The 20,580-nt window shown below is 47.0% G+C and carries 20 protein-coding genes; 1 reads left to right on the top strand and 19 read right to left on the bottom strand.

From position 1 onward, the window contains the following. Positions 1 to 49: 49 nt before the first annotated feature. The 5 genes from ACSR9A_RS02615 to ACSR9A_RS02595 all read right to left on the bottom strand — a co-directional run bounded on the left by ACSR9A_RS02615 (position 50) and on the right by ACSR9A_RS02595 (position 6,157). Positions 50 to 1,012, bottom strand: coding sequence for an ABC transporter permease (locus tag ACSR9A_RS02615; RefSeq protein ID WP_341280356.1), 963 nt, complete (start codon positions 1,010 to 1,012; stop codon positions 50 to 52). A gap of 1 nt (position 1,013) precedes the next feature. Beyond that, positions 1,014 to 2,108, bottom strand: coding sequence for an ABC transporter permease (locus tag ACSR9A_RS02610; RefSeq protein WP_473755452.1), 1,095 nt, complete (start codon positions 2,106 to 2,108; stop codon positions 1,014 to 1,016). Positions 2,109 to 2,113: 5 nt separating this feature from the next. After that, positions 2,114 to 3,661, bottom strand: a complete 1,548-nt coding sequence (locus tag ACSR9A_RS02605; protein WP_473755451.1) for an ABC transporter ATP-binding protein — start codon at positions 3,659 to 3,661, stop codon at positions 2,114 to 2,116. A gap of 117 nt (positions 3,662 to 3,778) precedes the next feature. Beyond that, on the bottom strand, positions 3,779 to 4,849 hold the full coding sequence (locus ACSR9A_RS02600) for a BMP family lipoprotein (RefSeq protein WP_473755450.1): 1,071 nt from the start codon (positions 4,847 to 4,849) through the stop codon (positions 3,779 to 3,781). Positions 4,850 to 5,752: 903 nt separating this feature from the next. Continuing rightward, a complete protein-coding gene (locus tag ACSR9A_RS02595) occupies positions 5,753 to 6,157 on the bottom strand; it encodes a hypothetical protein (protein WP_473755449.1) in 405 nt (134 codons plus the stop codon). Positions 6,158 to 6,239: 82 nt separating this feature from the next. On the opposite strand from ACSR9A_RS02595, the gene ACSR9A_RS02590 reads away from it, so the two are divergent. Continuing rightward, positions 6,240 to 6,725, top strand: a complete 486-nt coding sequence (locus ACSR9A_RS02590) for a hypothetical protein (protein ID WP_473755448.1) — start codon at positions 6,240 to 6,242, stop codon at positions 6,723 to 6,725. Positions 6,726 to 7,199: 474 nt separating this feature from the next. On the opposite strand, the gene ftsH is transcribed toward ACSR9A_RS02590, so the two are convergent. From ftsH to ACSR9A_RS02520, 14 genes are all read right to left on the bottom strand, one after another. After that, positions 7,200 to 9,194: an ATP-dependent zinc metalloprotease FtsH gene (ftsH, locus tag ACSR9A_RS02585; protein WP_341280352.1), complete on the bottom strand. Its 1,995-nt coding sequence runs from the start codon at positions 9,192 to 9,194 to the stop codon at positions 7,200 to 7,202. 103 nt (positions 9,195 to 9,297) lie between these two features. Next, positions 9,298 to 9,837: a hypoxanthine phosphoribosyltransferase gene (hpt, locus tag ACSR9A_RS02580; protein WP_338553848.1), complete on the bottom strand. Its 540-nt coding sequence runs from the start codon at positions 9,835 to 9,837 to the stop codon at positions 9,298 to 9,300. 49 nt (positions 9,838 to 9,886) lie between these two features. Next, a complete protein-coding gene (gene tilS / locus ACSR9A_RS02575) occupies positions 9,887 to 11,317 on the bottom strand; it encodes a tRNA lysidine(34) synthetase TilS (protein ID WP_473755447.1) in 1,431 nt (476 codons plus the stop codon). A 78-nt stretch (positions 11,318 to 11,395) separates the two neighbouring features. Further along, entirely contained in the window at positions 11,396 to 12,319 is a 924-nt protein-coding gene (locus tag ACSR9A_RS02570; protein ID WP_473755446.1) for a protein kinase domain-containing protein, read from the bottom strand. Next, positions 12,303 to 13,028 carry a vWA domain-containing protein gene (locus ACSR9A_RS02565; protein ID WP_046234430.1) on the bottom strand — a complete coding sequence of 242 codons (726 nt, stop codon included), beginning with the start codon at positions 13,026 to 13,028 and terminating at the stop codon, positions 12,303 to 12,305. Before ACSR9A_RS02565 ends, ACSR9A_RS02570 begins: the two co-directional genes overlap by 17 nt. A gap of 398 nt (positions 13,029 to 13,426) precedes the next feature. Continuing rightward, the gene (gene spoIIE / locus ACSR9A_RS02560) at positions 13,427 to 15,919 is read right to left on the bottom strand and encodes a stage II sporulation protein E (protein WP_473755444.1); all 2,493 of its coding nucleotides are present in this window, start codon (positions 15,917 to 15,919) and stop codon (positions 13,427 to 13,429) included. A 364-nt stretch (positions 15,920 to 16,283) separates the two neighbouring features. After that, positions 16,284 to 16,835: a S1 domain-containing RNA-binding protein gene (locus ACSR9A_RS02555; protein ID WP_099517810.1), complete on the bottom strand. Its 552-nt coding sequence runs from the start codon at positions 16,833 to 16,835 to the stop codon at positions 16,284 to 16,286. Positions 16,836 to 16,938: 103 nt separating this feature from the next. Next, complete coding sequence (locus tag ACSR9A_RS02550) at positions 16,939 to 17,253, bottom strand: FtsB family cell division protein (protein ID WP_473755443.1); 315 nt, start codon at positions 17,251 to 17,253, stop codon at positions 16,939 to 16,941. 69 nt (positions 17,254 to 17,322) lie between these two features. Next, positions 17,323 to 17,925: a spore cortex biosynthesis protein YabQ gene (yabQ, locus tag ACSR9A_RS02545; protein ID WP_473755442.1), complete on the bottom strand. Its 603-nt coding sequence runs from the start codon at positions 17,923 to 17,925 to the stop codon at positions 17,323 to 17,325. Continuing rightward, positions 17,922 to 18,206 carry a sporulation protein YabP gene (gene yabP, locus ACSR9A_RS02540; protein ID WP_473755440.1) on the bottom strand — a complete coding sequence of 95 codons (285 nt, stop codon included), beginning with the start codon at positions 18,204 to 18,206 and terminating at the stop codon, positions 17,922 to 17,924. Before yabP ends, yabQ begins: the two co-directional genes overlap by 4 nt. Positions 18,207 to 18,414: 208 nt before the next feature. Then, positions 18,415 to 19,182 carry a DUF817 domain-containing protein gene (locus tag ACSR9A_RS02535; RefSeq protein ID WP_473755439.1) on the bottom strand — a complete coding sequence of 256 codons (768 nt, stop codon included), beginning with the start codon at positions 19,180 to 19,182 and terminating at the stop codon, positions 18,415 to 18,417. A gap of 91 nt (positions 19,183 to 19,273) precedes the next feature. Next, complete coding sequence (locus ACSR9A_RS02530) at positions 19,274 to 19,882, bottom strand: histidine phosphatase family protein (RefSeq protein ID WP_473755438.1); 609 nt, start codon at positions 19,880 to 19,882, stop codon at positions 19,274 to 19,276. Positions 19,883 to 19,988: 106 nt separating this feature from the next. Next, on the bottom strand, positions 19,989 to 20,270 hold the full coding sequence (locus ACSR9A_RS02525; protein WP_046234424.1) for an RNA-binding S4 domain-containing protein: 282 nt from the start codon (positions 20,268 to 20,270) through the stop codon (positions 19,989 to 19,991). Positions 20,271 to 20,273: 3 nt separating this feature from the next. Next, entirely contained in the window at positions 20,274 to 20,546 is a 273-nt protein-coding gene (locus ACSR9A_RS02520; protein WP_046234423.1) for an HU family DNA-binding protein, read from the bottom strand. Positions 20,547 to 20,580 lie beyond the last annotated feature (34 nt).

Below are 20,580 nucleotides of genomic sequence, written 5' to 3'. Positions count from 1 at the left end.
ATCATCACTTACGTGATAGCCATGGGAAGTATGATGCTTCTTGTTTCGATTAGCGCTTAGCTGGATCGTATGGTTCGCCAAGCGAGCCTGGAGCGGAAGAACGTCCTACTGCACCAACGAGTACAACGAGCGTCAATACGTATGGCAGCATATAGAAAAACTCAGTCGGAATTTGCTGCGACCAATCGAACAGTTGAGCAAAGTTCCGAATCGCTTGCGCGAAGCCGAAGAAAATAGCAGCTCCCGCAACGCCGAGAGGATTCCATTTTCCGAAAATAACAGCCGCGATAGCGATAAAGCCTTGGCCCGAAATGGTATTATGGGCAAAGTTGCTCGTCGTTGTTAACGTAATGGTCGCACCGCCAAGACCTGCAAGTGCTCCGCTGAGCAGCACGCCGATATAACGGTATTTTGTTACGCTGATACCCACTGTATCGGCCGAGCTTGGGTATTCGCCGACTGCGCGAAGGCGCAAGCCGAAGTGCGTTTTGTACAGCACAATATAGCTGATAATGACAAGGATAATAACAACATAGGTCGTCGGATAAGCTTTAAAGAACGCCTCTCCAAAAAACGGAATATCTGATAAATAAGGGATTTCCCATTTGTTGAATACATGAGTCAGCGTTGTCGTCTGTCCCGAACCCTCATACAAGCTTTTCGTCAAATAAATCGCGATACCCGCTGCCAAAATATTAATAACGACACCGACTATCGTCTGATCCGCCTTAAATGTAATGGTGGATATCGCATGTAGAAGGGCAAATATCACCCCATAAATCGCTGCCCCCACTAAGCCTATCCACGGAGCAGATTCCTCATAACCAGCTTGTATCGCATAGTCGGTAATGACTGCTGCCGCGAACGCGCCAGACACCATCAAGCCTTCGAGACCGATATTAATAACGCCTGAGCGCTCAGAGAATAGTCCACCGAGACCGGTAAAAATAAGCGCCGTAGAAAATACAAGCGTAACGTTAATAAGCTGACCCAATATCTCTAGTGCATTCATATTAGATCGCCTCCTTACGCTTGTCTGCACGTCGACCAAGGAATGGTTTTAAGAAAAACTTTACTATGCCATGCGAAGCAATAAAGAAAATGATCGAACCAATAACGATTCGAACGAGCTCTGGCGGTACGCCCGCTCCAAAGCTCATACCCGCAGAGCCATAGCTGAGACCACCGAACAGTACAGCACCGAACAATACGCCAATTGGCGTATTGCCGCCAAGCAAAGCAACCGCGATACCATCAAAGCCATAGCCCCATGGCGCTGCCAGAATCGTCTGATAGCCAAATACGCCCAGCGTCTCAAACACGCCTGCCAGTCCCGCAAACAATCCGCTAATAAACATCGACTTTACAATGGTGCGATTGACATTAATCCCTGCATACAGCGCTGCGTCAGGGCTTTGTCCCACTGCTCTGAGCTCATAGCCCTGCTTCGTTCTCCACAGTATAATATAAAATACCCCAATACCGAGCAAGGCAATGACAGTACCCCAATGCATACGGGCATGATCCATCGCATCGGATAACCAGCCAATCGATACGAGTGCTGACTCTTGAATCGGATCCGATTTTTGCTGCCCTTTTGCCACAAAAAACGCACGAATAATGTAATTGGATAAATAAAGCGCAACCCAGTTCAACATAATCGAAGAAATAACCTCGTTAACGCCGCGAACAGCCTTTAAATAGCCAGTCAATGCCGCCCATAAGCCTCCACACAGCGCTCCGACAATAATAGCAAGCGGAGCATGCAGAAACCAAGGGAGGTCAAGCGTAATCCCTATGACGGTTGCACCAGTCATACCCATCATGAACTGGCCTTCTACCCCGATATTAAACAGGCCCGTACGGAAAGCGAAAGCAACCGCTGTACCTGTGAATATCAGCGGGGTAATCGCACGAATAGCCTCGCCCATATCGTAAGGACTGCCAAATAGCTTTTTAATCAGTGATTGGTAAGCTAGAATAGGATCAAACCCGCCTGCCAGCATGGCTATTGCCCCGCATAACAGACCCAAAATGATAGCCACCAAGGGGACGAGGAAGGATGTTTTATTGAATATTTTGTCCGCAATTCCTTTGACTTTATCCATGGTTGCTATCTCCCACCTTTGCTCGGCTGCTTCGCTGTTGAATTGCCTGCCATCATTAGACCCAGCTGTTGATCGTCACGCTGATCAGCATCGGCATAGCCCATTATTTTACCTTCATACATAACCGCAATACGATCAGATAATGCGTACAACTCATCCAGCTCAAAAGAAACGAGCAAAATCGCTTTGCCTGCATCCCGCGCTTCAATTAACCGCTTATGCACATATTCGATCGCGCCTATATCCAGACCGCGAGTCGGCTGTACAGCGATGAGCAAGGACGGATTTTTCCATATTTCACGGGCAATTATGGCTTTCTGCTGGTTACCGCCCGACAAGGAGCGGGCCTTGGCCCCAATGCCTGATGAACGCACATCAAACTCAGTTACAAGTTGATTCGCAAGAGCGTCTATAGCTTTAAAATCAATAAAGCCATGTTTGCCGAACTGTGGATCAAAGTACGTATCCAGCACCATATTTTCGCTGAGTGTGAAATCAAGCACCATTCCATGCTTGTGACGATCTTCTGGAATGTGACTGACGCCTGCAACGGACATTTGGCGCGGCGTTTTATTGATCATTTCCTTGCCCAAAAGCTTCACAGATCCACCAGACGCTTTACGCATGCCAGTAATAGCCTGTACCAGCTCACTTTGTCCATTGCCATCAACGCCAGCAATACCCAAAATCTCGCCTGCACGGATATTAAAAGCGACACCATTTAGAACGAGCTTATTCTCCTCGCCTTTCATCGTAAGGTTTTCAACAGATACGATAAGCTCTCCAGGTTCTTTCTTGGTTTTTACCGCCTGAAAATTAACGTCACGGCCAACCATAAGCTCCGCAAGCTGCTGCTCGTTCGTTTCTTTTGTCGTAACGGTTCGAACCACCTTGCCCCGACGAATAACCGTCACCGAATCTGCAAGCGCCATAACCTCTTTGAGCTTATGCGTAATCAAAATAATGGACTTGCCTTCTGCAGCCAAATTGCGCAAAATGCCAATCAGCTCTTCGATCTCTTGTACGGTAAGCACAGCAGTTGGCTCATCAAAGATTAAAATTTCAGCGCCACGGTATAAGGTTTTTAAAATTTCCACACGCTGCTGCATACCCACCGTAATATCTTTAATCCGCACCTGCGGATCTACTTTCAATGCATAACGTTCCGAAATGGAACGGACTTTATCATTTGCTTGCTTATAATTGACGAATGTGCCAAATTTACGCGGCTCATTGCCAAGCACAATATTTTCAGCCACTGTAAATGGCTGTACCAGCTTAAAGTGTTGATGTACCATACCAATTCCAAGCTCAATAGCTTTTCCTGCACCTTCAATAACCGTTTTATTGCCGTTGACCCAGATTTCTCCTTCATCCGGCTGATACAAGCCGAACAAAATGTTCATCAACGTAGACTTACCTGCACCATTCTCGCCCAGCAATGCATGGATTTCGCCTTTCTTGAGCTCAAAATCAATCGAATCATTGGCTACAAGCCCGGGAAAGCGTTTCGTAATCCCCTTAAGTGTGACAGCCACTGCACTTTGTTTCATCCAGTTATCCTCCCCGGTTTGTTAGCTCCCAATCTCAAAAAAGGACAAGACCGGCTTGAGGGCAGGTCTTGTCGGCTGTACATAATAAACAAACGACATTAAATCATAAGTTTAAAACTATTTCACTTCAGTTGGAACTACAAGCGAACCACTAATAATTTGTTGTTTGTAGTCTTCAACTTTTGTCATAATTTCTGCAGAAACGTTAGGGTTGTTCTCTGGCAGGCCAACTGCGCCGTCTTTAAGACCAAGAACAACCGATTTGCCGCCTTCCCATTTGCCGTTAATCAGGTCAGTGGAAACTTGGTAAATCGCAGCTTCAACGCCTTTAAGCATGGAAGTAAGCGTAACTTCGTTGCCGAACTCAATCGATTGGTCTTTATCAACACCGATTACCCATACATCTTGCCCTGCTTTTTTACGAGCTGTAGCTTCGTTGAATACGCCGTTACCAGTACCACCAGCAACTTGGAAAATAATATCTACGCCGTCATTGTACATTACGGTTGCTGCTGCTTTACCTAAGTCTGGTTTACCGAACTCGCCTGTGTAGTTGCGGATAACCTTCGCTTCAGGGTTTACTGCTGCTACACCTGCATTGAAGCCTGCTTCAAATACAGTAACACTCGGAATTTCCATGCCGCCTACAAAACCAATTTTATTTGTTTTTGTTGTCAAGCCAGCAACTACACCTACAAGGAACGAACCTTCGTTAGCTGCGAAGTTAACAGAAACAACGTTTGGTGCGTCAACAGCGGAGTCAATGATGCCGAACTTGGAGTCCGGATTGTCTTTCGCTACTTTACCCATTGCATCTTGGAACAAGAAGCCTACGCCCCAAATCATATCGTATTTCTCAGAGACGAATTGATTCAGGTTAGGCTCCATATCAGCGTCGCCTTTACTTTCAAGATACATTGTTTCGGAACCTGTATCGGTTTTCACTTTTTGCAGACCATCCCAAGCGCTTTGGTTAAAGGATTTATCATTAACGCCACCTGTATCTGTAACCATACCGATTTTGAGCTTAGCTGCTGTACCAGCATCTGATGATGCTTCAGGTGCAGACGATGCTGCTCCGTTTGTGCCAGAAGCGCCATTATTGTTTTTGCTGCCGCCACCACAAGCAGACAATACTAATGCGAACATAAGAACAATAGACAACATAAAACCTAAACGTTTTTTCATCTTCGATTTCTCCCCTTAATATAGATGTATTGTAACTGCAACCTACTTGCTTATATTATTGTTGTTGTGCTTGGCTGCTATTCTCTTTATTATAATTGCTTATCCACATACGTCAACATTTTTACGTCATGTAACATGACACAGAAATTTTGTTCACGCCTAAATCTCACAATTATTTAACATTTGCTCTCAATTGATTACACACATATCTCATAAACTATAAGCAAAAGCATATAGCTTTAATTTTGATCATAATCATTATAGGCTAAACACGAACATTATTAAAGTGAAATATACTAAAATCAGATTTTTCTATTATAGGGAACCTAATTATAGGAGAACGTGTACTCTAATGCCTAAGCTAACTAAACCAAAAAGACAAATCATAGTAAAACCCTTAAAGGAATATGGCTATTTATTCTATAGACCTCCAAATGACGGCATTTTCCATCTCACTAGAATAGTATTCCACCGAATATTTCCCCCACCAACTTCCTCATCCAAATATAAGCTCTACACAGTGGCTTTCCTTAAAAAAATTTTAATCTCGCACATTTCCTGTTGCTAGTGAGACTTGAGACAGTGGTGTGCAGAATATTTTGAATTTTACAGATGGCTTCAAGAATTGCTCTAGTAACTCTCACCGAGTCACTGGTCAGAAGGTATGTGAAACGGAAACCTAAGCCGAACCCCTGCCATAATAAAACGGCCTGCGACTTCAAAAAAACAATAGTAACGGTCAACTTTATGATTTCTGAGTTGAATTGTTTAATATCCCAATGGATAGAACCACCCTTGAGAGCTGTTCACCCTTTTTGATTTTATATCACATTATTATTCCCCTTATCTTCTGACCATTCGAATAAATCCGGATTATTAAATGTTAGTAATAATTATTACAAATCAAAAAACGGTTTTCTCTTTGTTTATATCGGTATTTATTAATATTTTCCAATTACCATCCTTATTTTCAGTCAAAACAAATACCATTTCGGATTCAACTCCATTTACAACCATACTAGCAAGAACCTTATATCTATCATCTTCAATTTCTTTTATCTTTTCAATTTTATATTCGCTTAAAACGTTATTTTTAATTGACTTAACAAATTTCTCCTTTACCGGCAAGTTGGTATTATCCAATAAACTATAAGACTTTTCAGAGTCACCTTCCTTAATACTTTCAAGATATTTAATAACTGTTTCTTTTACTAATGTATCTTCAGATTCATTACAACCAGTTAGTACAAAAAAAGAAATTGTCAAGAACAATAAAAAAGCTATTTGTTGGTTTATTTTGAAATTCATTCTATAATCCCCCTATTATTCCATCAAAATTTATGATACAGTCTAATTGTATCATAAATTCCAAAAGATGGGGAGTTTGACTATGTTAAAAAAATTGAAAATTACTCTTATTGGTGTTGTTTCTAGTTCAATATTATTAACAGGCTCTGCTTTTGCACAATCTTCGTATGAAAAAGAACTTGATCAAATTTTTGGTCCCGAAAATGGTGTATTAACAAAACATACAACACCTGTAGCACCAAAAACTTCATTTGAATTATTTGCTACCAAGACTTTATTATGGTCTGCCAATTTCACTGTTACCACACATTATCAAATCCCCAAAAACATCACAGGGAAAAGCTCCATCGAAATCAACCTTAGCACTTCAAAGAACACTGGCTCTAATTCAACCTATCAGGTTGGACTGGAATCTTTCAATGATTGGGCTGGGGGCTGGGCTAATTTAAGAACAGAAACCAATCCTGTTAGTGGGGGAGCAGGTTGGATATGGACTGGATTGGATGCATCTGAAAACTATCTCATAAGAATTATGGGTAATGTCAAAGGATCTATTAGCGTATATTAATAAAAGTCTAGAGCAATAATTCTTTATAAACTGAAGAACGCTCCCTTAAGAACAACACTTAGGAAGCGTTCTTTTTAAATTAAATCTTTACCCTTCATAAGCATTTTTAATAATTGAATGCTATTACAGTCATACATTAGCCTTCCTCAAGTTTCACTTTGACGAATTCAGTGAAAACAGATTGAACCTAGATAAGCCCTAGAATCAACAATAATCCTTATAGATATATGTATTCACCTAGCTTATTTTTTAATTTTAAGATTTAACATTGCCTGCTAGGATTTCTACTGCTTAGAATTTCCCATAACTTGATTCATATAATATTGAACTCGTGAATAAATATAAATTTTCATGAACGAACTATTAAAATAACTTGATAACGTATTATTAAGAAATAAAAAAGCATTCCTTCGACCTTTAATGAATTTTTAAAATTCACTAAATCAAAGGAATGCTCTTTTAGTTCTATCCTGTTTATTTCGGTTCTTCCCCATCATTCGGTTTATCATCAGATTTATCCAATGAAGGGATTTCTCCTGCTTCTCTTGACTGTATACGAACCTTAACGTCGCCAATCGTATCGACGATTGGTTCAGTTGTTGGTTCAACAGCAACACTCTCTGCTTCACCTTCCGCCAATTCAAGCGTGCCTGTTTCGATCAAACGTTTGATTTGATCCATTTCAAGCGTCTCTACAGACAGAAGCGTCTCCGCAATCGTGTGAACCTCTTTCGATCTCTCGGTGAGCAATTTTTTCGCACGCTCATAACAAGCTCCGATAATCGCCTGCATTTCTTGGTCAATTTCATAAGCGATCGCATCGGAGTAATTTTGTTCATGGCCGATATCACGTCCAAGGAACACCTGTCCTTGCGAGCTTCCGAATTGCAATGGACCAAGCTTGTCGCTCATTCCGTATTCCATAATCATCGCACGAACGATACTCGTCGCTTGTTTAAAGTCACTGTATGCGCCTGTGCCGATTTCGCCGATAAACAATTCCTCAGCTACACGTCCGCCAAGCAAGCCAGTCACTTTATCCAGCAGCTCCTGCTTCGTTACCAGCATCCGGTCTTCCTTCGGCATCATGATGACGTAACCGCCAGCTTTGCCACGAGGAATAATGGTCACTTTATGAACGAGATCCGCATGCTCCAGGAAGAATCCAATAATCGTATGTCCAGCTTCATGGAAAGCAACAATACGCTTCTCACGATCGCTGATTACGCGACTTTTCTTCTCTGTACCTACGATAACACGGTCAATAGCTTCATCAACCTCTCTCATTGCAATATCTTTCTTATTGCGACGAGCAGCAAGCAACGCTGCTTCGTTCAGCAAGTTTTCAAGATCTGCTCCGGAGAAGCCTGTTGTACGTCTTGCGATAATATCCAGCTTGACGTCCTTGTTAAGCGGCTTATTGCGGGAATGAACTTTTAGCACCGCTTCACGGCCTCTCACATCTGGACGGTCAACCGTAATTTGACGGTCAAAACGTCCCGGACGCAGCAAGGCAGGGTCCAAAATATCAGGGCGGTTCGTTGCTGCCACGATAATGATACCTTCGTTCGCTCCAAATCCGTCCATCTCGACGAGCAATTGGTTGAGCGTTTGCTCACGCTCATCATGACCACCGCCAAGACCAGCACCACGTTGACGGCCAACGGCGTCAATCTCATCGATAAAGATAATACAAGGTGCATTTTTCTTCGCATTTTCGAACAAATCACGGACACGGGATGCGCCGACACCGACGAACATTTCCACAAAGTCCGAACCCGAAATACTGAAGAATGGCACGCCTGCTTCACCGGCAACTGCACGGGCAAGCAACGTTTTACCTGTTCCCGGAGGACCATTGAGCAGAACACCCTTAGGAATACGGGCGCCTACCAGATTAAACTTACGCGGATCTTTGAGGAAGTCAACAACTTCAACCAGCTCTTGCTTCTCCTCATCCGCCCCTGCCACATCCTCGAAAGTGATGCGCTTCTTCTCTTCATTGTAAAGCTTGGCACGGCTTTTGCCGAAATTCATGACTTTGCCGCCACCGCCTTGCGCTTGATTCATTAAGAAGAAGAACAGAACGAATATAATCACAAACGGAATGATGGAAGTAAGGAGTGTAAGCCAGACACTTGGCGTATCCATTGGTTTATACTGTAACTCAAAACCGTTTTTCACTGCGGCTTCACGCAATACCTCGCCTGAATCGATCCCTGCACGCGATGTGAACTGTATGCTCTTCGCGTTTTCGGGCTGTTTAATGTATTTACCAGAAATATAATAAGACTGACCATCGTACTTTATCATCATTTCCGCGACGTTGTTCTCATTAATAGCAGCGCGAAGCTGATCATATCGTATTTCGACGGTAGTATCATTCTGATTGCTGATAAACTGAATAATCCCGACGGTTACCAAAAAGATGATCAAATAAAATCCAGTGTTACGGATGATCCGATTCATCTCCTACCTCCTCTCAAGACGCTTTTCATATTTTAACATAGCATGACTTTCCATCACAATAGAACCACTTGGAGGACAGGCATACTGGTTAAGCCCATTCAAATTACTTCTCGTACACTTCCGGTTTCAAAACGCCAATGAACGGCAGGTTGCGGTAACGCTCAGCAAAATCAAGCCCATAACCGACAACGAATTCGTCCGGCAGCGTAAAGCCCGTATAGTCTGCTTCGAGATCTACTGTACGGCGTGCTGGCTTATCGAACAGCGTAGCCACCGTAACCGATTTGGAATTGCGGCGCTCCAAAACATCAATCAAGTAGCTTAGCGTCAAACCGCTGTCAATAATGTCCTCAACGATGAGTACATCGCGGCCTTCAACCGATACATCAAGATCCTTAATAATCTTGACCACACCTGAGGACTTGGTCGACTGACCATAGCTCGACACCGCCATAAAATCAATCTCCAGCGGAATCGTCATTTCCTTGATCAGGTCGGACATGAAAATAATGGCCCCTTTAAGGATACAAATAACGAGAGGGTCACGCCCTTCAAAATCCTGACTGAGCTTCTTGCCCATCTCACGCACCTTGGCCTGAATCTGCTGTGCATCGTAAAGCACTTCTTGAATGTCGTTTAACAACGGATTAATCCCCCTACAGTACTTATGTTTATGAGTGTAACAGTGCTTCTTATTCTTTCGTAAGACGAATGAATAATAGTTCCTTCGTGCTTGGGCTGATAAGCGCATGGCTAGATCGCCTTATGCCTGGAATCCACAGCAGCCGCCCATCTGCATCGAAAAGCAGTGGATAGCGTTCGCGCTGTGAAGGAGGCAGCTTTTCGTCAACGAACATATCTTGCACTTTTTTAGACCCATTTAATCCTAAAACTTGAATTCGATCGCCACGGCGCCGATTTCGTATAGTCAGCGGAAACGCAAGCTGCTCCAAATCGAAACAAGCTTCATGGCGGCCCGCCAGTTTTCCAGCAGTCTGATCATCAGCTGTCCGCCGCTCAAATGCGAGCTTCCAGCCGCCCGCCTCTACCTCTATGTATTGCTGGGTCAAAGGTACAACAACAAGCGCATAGTCTGTATTCGCTTCCTCTTGTTTCGGCATCCTGACAAAACGCATATGGTCGTATTCACGCAAGCAGCGCAAACCGTTTCCAATATCCATACGCCAAGTGCTTGAACTTTCGGGCGCTGCGGCAAGCCGCATAGACTCGATATGCTCGAAGGAGACCACATCAGCATCCCTCGAAAGATAATCTAATATTAGTTTAATCAATCTCCTTTGTAAAGCGACATGAAGGCCCGCCAAACGACTGCAGCTTACAGAACATTCCTCTGGCTCCGTATAGGCTAACTCTTCGAATAAAGCTTTTGTCTGCCTATCCAGCCATTCATCCTCGGCGCCCGCCACTTCAGCAAGGCGGCCAAGCGATTCGGACAGCTGCGGATTGAAGCTGGATAACTGCGGAATAACATCCAGACGGACAACATTGCGAAAGTAATGGCGCTTCTCGTTGCTGCTGTCCTCGCAATACGGAATGCCGTAATGACGGCAGTATTGTAAAAGGTCTGTTTTGTTCTTACGCATGAGGGGGCGAATGAGTTCCACGTTTTTTTCCTGCCTGCGCAGCGACATGCCAGAAAGTCCCGAAATACCGCTGCCGCGAATCAAATGCATGAGCACCGTTTCCGCTTGGTCATCTGCATGATGGGCAAGGGCAATCGCCTGCGCGCCCCATCGCTGCGCAACCTCATGCAAATAGGCGTAGCGTTTTTCGCGCGCCGCCGATTGTGCGTTCATTTTTTTTTCTTCTATATAAGCAGGCAAATCGAGTTCTGTCAGCTCAAAGGGCAGCCCAAGCTCCCCCGCATAACGCCGAACTACCTCTGCCTCCAGCGCCGACTCCTTCGGCCGGAAGCCGTGATTCACGTGAGCTGCAACAACGTTTAGCACCCCGCTTGACTTCAGGCGGCTCAGGAGATGCAGCAGAGCCATAGAGTCCGGTCCCCCGGAGACAGCAACAACAACACAGTCCCCTTCGCTCCATAACCGTTCCACTGCTGCCAGCTTCTGAACATCGGGAAGCATATCGATTCCTATCGTCATTTCCTCTTCCCTCATTCCCTTCTGGCCGCCGCCTTCAACAAAATAGCTGGCGAAACCTTGCTATAACATCTCATGTCATTACATACCCACGCGAAGCAGCCAATAAACCGATACAGCCAGCATAATTGCCGAACCCGCAACTAGCCCTTTGAGCCAGAAAGGGGTCGGAGCAGCTTGCTTGCGGCTCGTTCCATGCATCAGCACACGCCACGCCTCCGCGCCTTCAGCAGCATCTGCAAAACGTCCCGCAAGAGCTTCTGCAAGCCAGCCTGCAATCGGCTTCAGAGAAGCATTGGTCGCAATCAGCTGCTCTAAATCATCGGTCGAACGATTTTGCGGGAGCAGCGTCAAGGTAAGCTGGTGCAGTCTCTTCGGTTCGTGCATTTGGATGCACAGCACAGCGAAAGAAAATAAGTCGTATTTCAAATCGGCAGCCCGGGAACCTGCGTTCCAGTAGCCACGATCATAAATTTCAGTGAACTGGCGAATGCTCTTTCCTACCGCCGTCACCCCGCCGTAATCCACCAGCTCGACATGCCCATAATCGGCAACCATCACATTTTCCATCTTCAAATCACAGAATACCCAGCCCTTGCTGTGAAGCTCCGCCAGTTTATTCAACAGATTAAGGCTGACCAGCGGGAACCATTCCTTGCCGTTTTGCAGCAAATACGCAGACAAGTTCACCCCGCGCACATACTTCATAATATAAAAAGGGTAATCGCGTCCATCGGAGCCTTGCAGATCATCCACGTCATACAAAAATGCAGGCGCCTGACGCCTCCCCTGCTTCGCAAGCGTCTGAAGCACATTGATTTCCGATTGCAGGTCTACTGCGTCAGCACCTACCTTAAGCGCAACCCACCCCTGGTCGGAATGGACCAAGTACACTTTGCCATTGGCGCCTTCCCCAAGCAGACGCTCGACCCGATACTTACGGCGCTTCCATTTTCCAGTCACCACAGTGCCACGGCGGAGACTGATTCTAAACGACGTAGTCACTCATCATCCCATCCGTTTCTTCTCTGCTCCTCCTACCATAATCCCCCTGACGATAAAAATCAATCACCTGCATCAGCGCAGGACCCGTTGGCGTCGTGCCGCTCATTTGCAATTTTGGAAAAATCGACTGCGCTCCTGTCAAATTATCCGTCCAGCCCAAATCCATTTTGCACTCTTCTCCATGCCTTCCGCCCGGAAAATGAAAGACAGCGATTTCGCTTTTCCCTTGCCTTGCTTGCAGGCTCAGCATCAAGTCGCGGATCGCCTCTTCTACCGCAATCAGCTTTGGCTTCATGCTAGCGCTGGCATCGATAAGAAGCGCCACCTGCAGACTGGAGCTTTCCCCCAGCTCATCCATCACCCTCACGACCTCGCTGCGCGTCTCCGGCGGCAAATCCTCAATCGCCCCGCTGCCAAGCACATGTTTAAGCTCCTTCTGTACAGCTAGCTGAATCGTCTGTACAACCGTCTTGCGCGTCATCATCTGGACAGTCTGCGCCAGCTGGCGCGTATGAACCATCCGGCTGATGCCCCCGCCAGCCCTTGCAATCTCCTCAATCTCCATGCTGCCGGACTCGCCTGCATCGCCGTGATCAAGCACCCCGACGACATTGACTGCAATACCCTCCGCCTTCGCATGAGCCGCTGCTACAATCGGGCTAAGCCCTACATTCGAACAACCATCGGTTATTAGCAAAATTTGTTTCATCCCTATCAATCTCCCTTCACAAGCGTAAACGGCTTTGCCATCATCTGGCGGCAAAGCTTCCGTTTCGCGCTGAAATATAAGCCCATTTATAAGTGTGAAACTTATAAATTCTTATATTTGCACAAACAGCCACAAACCAGCATGCCGACCCACTTAGAGTGACAAGGAGCTGATTCTATCAGTTTTGCCCATTTTAAGAGAGATAAACGGCTATACGCAGAAAAAACCAGCGTTTATTCATAGCCGCTTCCTTTGAAGCACGCTATGAATGAACGCTGGTTTGGTTAACCACCTCCAAGAGAACATTCTATTTAGCTACCGCTTAGCCGCTTCACCTCCAATTAGTATGTGAGCCAAGGTAAAACGGCTGTCGCCGTCCCTGGCGGCCCTCCTATATGCTAGCTTACCGTCCGCGGGCGCTCCATTCGCGTCATCCCCGGCCAGCGGAATGCCGCCCACTCTGGCAAATGCTTGTCCACACGCGCCACCAGCACGGTCATGTCATCGATAATCTCCCCCTTATGGTAACGCACAACGGTGTCCAGCAGCACATCGGCCATCTCCTGCGGGTCCTCCGTTTTCAGCTCATGAATCATTCGTTTCATCCACATCTCCTTATTGACCGCATGGCCTGGCGCATCATAAATGCCATCACTCATCATAATGAGTGCATCCCCGGGCTGAAGCTGCATCGAAATCATATCCACATCAATATCCTGTAAAATACCGATTGGCAAATTATTGGCCGTAACTGGAATCACTTCCTTGCCGCGCTTAATAAAGCTCGGCGTTGATCCTATCTTCATAAACATTGTTGAGGCGGTGTAAAGATCGATAATGGCGAGATCCACGGTTGCGAATACTTCATCTGACGAACGCAGCAGCAGGATGGAATTGACCGATTTGACCGCGAGCTTCTCGTCCATACCCGACTTGAGCAGCTGCTGCAAAATCGACAGCGCTGCGCTGCTTTCCTGGCGCGCCCTCTCTCCATTTCCCATGCCATCGCTAATTGCCACGGCAAATTTGCCGTTGCCAAGCTCCACCATGCTAAAGCTGTCGCCTGACAGCAGATCGCCCCCTTTTGCCGCACCAGCAACGCCCGTTTCAATTTCAAACACTTTGGCGGAGCCAAATACGACCCTTGTTGCTTCTCCATTTTTCTCTGGTTCCTCCTCAAGTTTAACTGCAATATGCTCACCTAAAATATCCGTAAGCAGCGGCGCAATAATTTTGCGACACTCATCATATCCCTTGCTAAAGGTATGGTACAGCTCAATATCAACATTGCCCTCCTCCAAATTAATCACTTCAATTTCTCGAATCGACAGACCCAGCCCCTCCAGCGCCTCCCTAATTTGCTCCTCCTGCAAATGCAGCGTTTGCCCCTCGCGGCGAATTTCCTTCGCCAAATCCTCCATGACCTGGGACACGCCGGTCAATTGCTCGGCCACCAGCTGACGAGAGTCGAATATTTGCTTCTTCCAGTGCATATTATTTTGATAAAGCTCGTACTGCTGCTTCATGACAGACATCACCTGCGTCGACTTGGAGCAATGGGCGGTCCATGTTCGCGGCATATCCTTGGCTCCAGGAGCCCTTTCCTGCTCAACCGTCGTCATCATCTCCGTCATCACTTTATAGGTCTGATAAAATTTATCCCCCCAGCATGCATTTTGCCGATGGCAGCTTGCGCAGCTTCGTGCCGCCACCTCATTCATAAAATGAGTGATCTCATCTTCGCGATTCATCGCCACAGCGCCGCCGTTTAATTGCCCAAAGCTTCGCGAGAGCTGCCGGAACATCTCCGAATATTGCGTGACCCGCTCAGCCGTCACCTCACGCACCCGCTTCGCATATTCATGCTGTGACTTCGCATGCTCATTCGTTCCCGGCACATAGCGGGATATCGTTCGTATCATGACGCGCGGCGTCAAAATCAGCATAATAGCCGCTGTAACTGATTCCCAGGTGGATGCCATCACATCGCCTTGACCCCCTACATATACGGCTAGAATGGACGTTCCGAGCAGCATGCCGAAGGCTACAGCCATCTTCCCTCCATCCCGCAGCAGCCCCGCCAGCAAGCCCGCAAACGCCAGCAGACTCATCTGCACAATGGCGTTAAAGTCCGCAAGGCTGAGTATGAGTCCAGCAATGACCCCGACCGATGCTCCAAGCGGCGCGCCCCCAGCAAGCGCGAACAGCACCAGCATATAACGTGACATTATATGCTCCACCGACATGCCGTAGATCACCCAGCCAACCGCCCCTGTCATGACGGAAGCGAGCAATATCATCAGGCATATGATTTCCTCGCTGCGCAGCGCCGTTGTCTTCTTAGACATAGTCAGCACCGGAATGGCTTGGATGAACACGAGCGTGAGAACAAAGCCGAGTGCCGCTTCCACTACAACCAGCATGATGCTGTACCAGGTCAGCGTATCCAAGGTGAAGGCATGAAACAATTGGACGAGCAAGGTGGCGGTAAATACGAGCAGCGGAGCCGAAGCAAGCTCAGCCTTCTCGTAGGCTTCGAGCCCCTTGAACAAAAGAAATAATGCGGCAATTTCCATCGCAATCCAGACTGGGGAGGGTGTAACCGCGAAGAAGCTCCCCACCACCACTGACAGCCCAACCCAAGCAACCGCATCCTTTCGAAGAAAATAAATGACGGCAAAATAAGCGGCGGCAAACGGCATAAGCGACTCCAAAATGACGGCTCGTCCAAGCAAAAAACCAACAGCAACAAGCAGGAAGGTCCATTTTTTCGCCAGCACCAGCTGAATAAATCGCTGCGAGGCAACACGCTCCTTGACTTTACCGATTCGAGGCTGCAACCATCCTTCTTTCTTTCCTCTGGGAAATACGAGTACACTTTCCTTGTTCATCCGCAGACACCACCATTTCCGAATGTATTGTGTTTCCCATTATAGGAGGTCGTCCATAGGAAGTTTGTCAGTTTAACGTAGGCGGCCCAAAAGTTTTTTCCGACAAAATCAACTGCCCTCGCAGTCCTTGTCAAAAGCAAATTTTCGCTTGCCCTGTCTGGGCTCATGCCGCCCTCTTTGCAGACAGTGCCTCAAATAGCTTCAACAAAAACCGTCTATTGGCACTTCCATTTGTTGGCGAATATGCAGGTGAATGTGTCGGTATTGAAAGAGTAGGGGAGGAAAAAACTTCGAGGCGGCACATAAACGCAAAAAAAGCAGAACCATAAAGGCTCTGCTTTTGTCATTAAAATATAGCTCTTGCTTAAACCCGCTTGGCTCCGCGTCCACCGCGTTTGCCTTCGGTATTCTTCTTCAGGGAGGAAATGCGTTCTTCACTATCTTTCAGGAAGCGCGACACTTTATCCTCAAAAGTTGGTTTTCCGTAAGCTGGTCTCCCGGCCTGCTGCTTGAATGGACGCCCGCCACCGCCGCCACCGTGTCCTCCACGGTCGCCACGATCCTGACCGCCACCACTGCCGCCACGATTAAAGCGTTCTCCGCCGCCACCACCACCAGGCCCGCCACTTGGACGAGTGCTTGGACGTGATTCGCGTGCAGGAGGCAGTTGGCCTTCTGGTCGATCAATTGCCTGTTTAATGGAAAGTCCAATTTTTCCGTCTTTGTCAACGTTAATCACTTTGACCTTGACCACGTCTTCGATCTTCAGGTGATCTTTCACGTCTTTGACGTAATTATCAGCAATTTCCGAGATGTGAACGAGACCTGTGACACCTCCAGACAAATCAACGAATGCCCCGAAATGCGTAATGCCTGTCACTTTGCCCTCTAACTTCGCGCCTACTTCAATTGCCATAAAATAAAATGTTCCTCCCTAAAAGTTTCGCTTAATGTACTATTAACGTGATTATAACCGAACGGAAGAAGGAAGGTCAACAGACGTTCACCCGTTTGTGCGTCTATTTAACCACCTGTATCTGTTGTTCGCCCTCTTTAACCATGCCTTGACCTTTGGTTGCAAGCTGCGCAATATATTCCGGATCGTTAAGCCGCTCAATTTCCTGTTGCAGCTGCTGCGCCTGATTTGTGGCATCTTCCTTCTGTTTCATTACAGCTGCAAGCCGCAGTTCGGTAGCGTTTTGCTGCTGGATTTGTCCAAAGAAGGTATAAGCCGCCCAGCCCATGAAGAGGACAATAAACATCATCCACATCTTGATCCGACGCTTGGAGCCTGGATTAACGGTTAACTTGTTTGCTGCTGCTGCTGTCGCCAATTGCTTGTACCCCCTTAAGAAATAGAACCAGATGCATCCATCACTCGATCTGCTCCATGCCATGAAAACTTAGAATAACTTCCGCCAAAGCGCAACTACGCGTGCAACCGCTGCCTTAAAGCGCTCTGTAAGCTTAAACTTATCGGCGTACTTCATAAATAGGCGGTTCAACGGTCGTATGATAGGACCTAATACCCACCATAGCAATAGCCATAATGGACGAGTCAATTTTAACATAATTTTTAGCACAAAAATAGTGAAAGCAGTCCCAAATCCCAGTGCTACAATACCTATTTTGTACAAAAGAAGAATCGGCTTAATAATGACAAATTCCACCGTTTTGACGATTCCTCTGATCAGTGCGCGGATAGCGCGAATAATGCCCTGTACCAGCTTGATGACCGGCTTGCTAAATAGAAAGTAATAGCTGCTCACACCTATTGCCAGCCCTAGAAAGACGTACGCCCGCACCTCGCCATTGTTGCTTGCGTACAGCACACGAAACACGATAATCGACGCTGCCAGCCAGTATATAATGTCCAGAACCGGCAGCCACCAACGTGGAAACCGCAGCTCATTCGACACCACACGATAGCCGTCAAAGGCGACTCCCATGCCGATTCCTGACAGAAGCATCATCGCGAGCGTGTACCACTGCATCGTCAGTGTCACTTAAATAATTTACCAAACAGGCTTTTGGATTTGCTCGGGGCATTGCCGTCCAGATAGGCGAGCGAATGAACGAGCCCCTCTATAGCGACAAAACCTTGCTCCAGGCTGAGATGCTTAATATGCAGATTCTGCCCTTTAATCGTCAGAAAGCCCAGATCCGTTTCCAGCAAAAACTCCTCGCTGTCAAAGCTCTCCACGTTTAATACCCCGGTAATTTCCAGCAGCTTTCGATTGAGCATCTTCACTTCCTGACGCTTCTGCCCTTTATCCTGATCCACCATTGACCCGTCCCTCCACTTCAAAAACGCAGCTTATGCTAAAGCTTATGGGAGTGGGACGAACTTTAGAACCTGTCCAGAAGGACAAACCTATGGAATCTATGAAAGGGCTCATGAAAATAAAGCGGCTACCGATATATACCCTATTCTATGATTTTGAAACAGCAGAATGCCTTGCACGGATACCTATTAGCTGAAAATGCCATTGCGCTCAGCGGGCGCTTTTTACCCGTTTCAACTGGGCCACAATAATAATGCTGATCACGACGAGCAGCAGCCACGAGCTGATTTTGCTCACATGGACGAGCGTCCATTGCTTTTCCTGATCCGGATAGGCCCACGCCCCGAAAAAGGTCATAATATTTTCCGCAATCCAAATAAAAAATCCGATTAGAACAAAAGCCAGCGTAAGCGGCATCTTATATACAGCTTCCCCAAGCGTGAAGTGGACACTAGAACGCCAGAATACGATAATCAGCCCCACCATCAGCACCCATCTGAAATCCCACAAATAATGATGGGTAAAAAAGTTCAAGTAAATCGCTGCGCTGATCGTTACCGCATACGCCATTTTTGGCCAGCCGACCATCTCCAGATTGAACCTGCGCCAAGCCTGGCAGATATAGCTTGCTACGCTCGCATACATGAAGCCGCTGTAAAGCGGAACGTCGAATACCCTTGACCACCCTTCGCCCGGATACGTCCAAGAGCCCATCTTCACCTTATATACCTCAAGGGCCAGACCGATAATGTGAAACAGGCAAATGACCTTCAGCTCATCCCACGTCTCCAGCTTTGTAGCTACCATAACAACCTGCATGACCAAGCAGATGAGCAGAATTAGGTCATACCTTGCAATGCCCGGTACCTGGACGTAATGTGTAAGAGCCATAGCCCCGAAGATCGTAACCGGAAATAGGCAATTCAGCGCCTGCAAATACCCAAACAGCAGCAGTTTTTTTAAAATATAGAAAAGCATGTGATTTCGCCATCCTTTCTCTATATTTCTCGGACTGAAACGTGCCGCTCCGCCAAAGGACGACGACAGCCGTTTCACCTTAGAAAATGAATCATTTCGCCTCTACTTCATCAGCCACGCCGCTCAAATGCAGCGCACAATTAAACTTCTCACAGGACCAGCCACCTGCCGCATTCGCATAAATCGTCGAGATGGACGTGTTTTGAAGCGGCTCGTTCTTATAAGCGTCCGGCACAAGCTCCTTCAAGCAGCGGCCGATGAGCGCTCCGTGGCTGACAATAAGTATATTTTGACCCGGATGGTTATCAGCAATCTCCCTCAGCACCTCGAAACCGCGGCCTATAACGGATTCATGGCTTTCACCCTGCCAATCCGCTTTGCGCCAGTCGGCTCCCCACTTCAGAATACGCTCCGCTTCCGTCATGCCTTCCAGAAGGCCGCCTCCCATTTCCCGCAGCCGCGCATCCTGCTTGACTGCCATGCCGCCTCCCAGGCGCGCCGCTACTGTCTCTGCTGTCACAAGCGCCCGCTGCAGATCACTGGAGTAAATATGATGCCACTCCTCCTTGCTCAGCCGCTCAGCCAAAATTGCCGCTTGCCGCTTGCCCTCCTCATTCAGCGGAATATCCGTAGAGCCCTGCGCTCTCCCCTCGACGTTCCATTGCGTAACCCCATGCCTGATCCAACCTATTTTCGTCATGCTTCAGTTTCCCTCCTTGATTTGCTCCATTCATGGTTATATACGTAAAATTATAAAAAAAGGGCCGCTCTGCACATAATTACCATGCGCGAGCAACCCTTTAACCTTATTGCCATTCAAGATCATTGTCACGCGGACGCTGTTCTTCCTTCAGCACCGTGTAGAGCTCACCGGCTTCATCCTTGCGGGTCGTTTCGGCAATTCGCTCAATTCGAACGGTTACTGTCTTCTGCCCGTATTGGATAGCAAGCTCATCCCCAACCTTTACGGCGCTGCTCGCTTTCGCTTCGCGGCCGTTGATCCAGACGCGCCCCTGCTCGGACACATCTTTGGCGACTGTGCGCCGCTTGATCAGGCGGGATACTTTGAGAAACTTATCCAGACGCATGAATTATTGGATAGCTTCTTTCAGCTTGTTGCCTGCTTTGAATGCAGGAACTTTCGATTCTGGAATGTTAATCTCTTTGCCTGTTTGTGGGTTGCGGCCAACACGGCTTGAGCGTGTGCGCGTTTCGAAAGTACCGAAGCCGATCAATTGTACTTTGTCTCCACCAGCAAGAGCATCTGTTACTTCACCAAGAAAGCCGTTAAGAACAGCCTCTACATCGCGTTTAGTCAAACCGCTTTTTGTTGCAATGTTGTTAATCAAATCTGTTTTGTTCATTCTAAAATCCTCCTAATGATAAGCTTAGCTAATG

This window comes from Paenibacillus sp. R-74696 (genome assembly GCF_055814915.1).
Note: the sequence above shows the minus strand (reverse complement) of the source record. Positions and strands in the feature narration are given on the sequence as shown.